This is a genomic window from Tistrella bauzanensis, assembly GCF_014636235.1.
Taxonomy (GTDB): Bacteria; Pseudomonadota; Alphaproteobacteria; order Tistrellales; family Tistrellaceae; genus Tistrella; species Tistrella bauzanensis.
Genome location: NZ_BMDZ01000186.1, coordinates 1 through 1,180 on the forward strand (window position 1 = coordinate 1; position 1,180 = coordinate 1,180).

Annotated in this window: 2 protein-coding genes; both read right to left on the reverse strand. The window is 60.9% G+C overall.

Annotation, left to right across the window (positions count from 1 at the left end; translation table 11 throughout):
• Positions 1-19: 19 nt before the first annotated feature.
• Positions 20-451 (reverse strand): hypothetical protein, encoded by a 432-nt coding sequence (locus IEW15_RS25490; protein ID WP_188583353.1) that lies wholly within the window; start codon positions 449-451, stop codon positions 20-22.
• A gap of 28 nt (positions 452-479) precedes the next feature.
• Positions 480-1,180, reverse strand: a 701-nt coding sequence (locus IEW15_RS25495; RefSeq protein ID WP_229708868.1) for a putative 2OG-Fe(II) oxygenase, incomplete at its 5' end; no start/stop codon positions are given.

Genomic DNA, 1,180 nt, shown 5'->3' on the forward strand with positions numbered 1-1,180 from the left:
AGGATTCGACACCCCGAGCCTAACGGCTCAAGGCGAGCAACGCCGCTCTCCCTTTTTCAACAATGACCGGGACATCCCCCTTCTTGTCGGCAACGCCGGTAGGGATGTCAATGTGCCTGCGGTAAAAAGCACCATCACCATGGGCGGCAAGTTCCATTTCCAGCCGCGCCAGTTCGAAGGATGACAGGCGCAGCTCTGCCACCACCTGGTCCATTACGATACGGAACCTCTCAGCCAACACATCCCGCAGCGATCCGAAATCCCACAACAGCACCGAAACACGGATCTCCGGATCAATCCGCCCTTCGCCGACACCAGTTGGTATGAATGCGTCCTGATTGGCATCGGCATGGGCGAGCAGTCGGGCGACCAGGTCAGGGCCGAGAAAGTCGCGGATCACATGATAGGGCGGGAGTGCCACGAACCCGTGCGGAGCAGAAGCGTTGCTCATGACGCCGGCCTGTTCTTCATTTCTGGGATCAAGGTGATGGCACCGCAGTACATGGGATGACGTCGAGCGCCACGCAGATGCGCTGCTCTTCCACGCCGGTCGGGATAGTTCCATGACCAAAAAACGACGGAAAGATCAACAATGTTCCCGCCTTCGGTTCGATATGCCAGCTTGGGAAATCCGGCAACGCGCCGGCAAACGCCGGGGGCCAGGAACCGAAGACCAGCGAACCAGGCGGCGGCGCGTCACCTTGCGCAACCCGTGCCGACGGCTGCGGAACACGCGCATAATATATTACGGTCAGCCAGCCCTGGGGATGGATGTGCGTCTCCTCATGACCATCATCTGTCAGCACCAGCGCCCAACCTTGCAGCCGTGCGGCCTTCGGACGCCGGCCGATCAGCGGGTGGGCGGACGCAAAACGGTCGGCCAGATACTGGTCCACGTGGCGACGAATGATCGAGAGCAAATTGCGGATCGCCGGGTGAGCCATGCCCGCCAACCCTTCAAGGCGCAGGTTGCGCCCGTGTGTTGGCTTGTCCGCCGGTGACTGGACCAGCGCCGAATGCGTCAGGATCGACTGCACCAACGCGTCATTGTCGACCTGTTCAGGGGGGAGGTCAATCCGGGCGCACAGGTGCCAGGACAACGAGTCCAGGTTAACGCGCTTGCAGAGCCGCCATGAGGTATTGTGTGTCCCACGTGGCAAGTTTGCGCCTGGCCTTGATG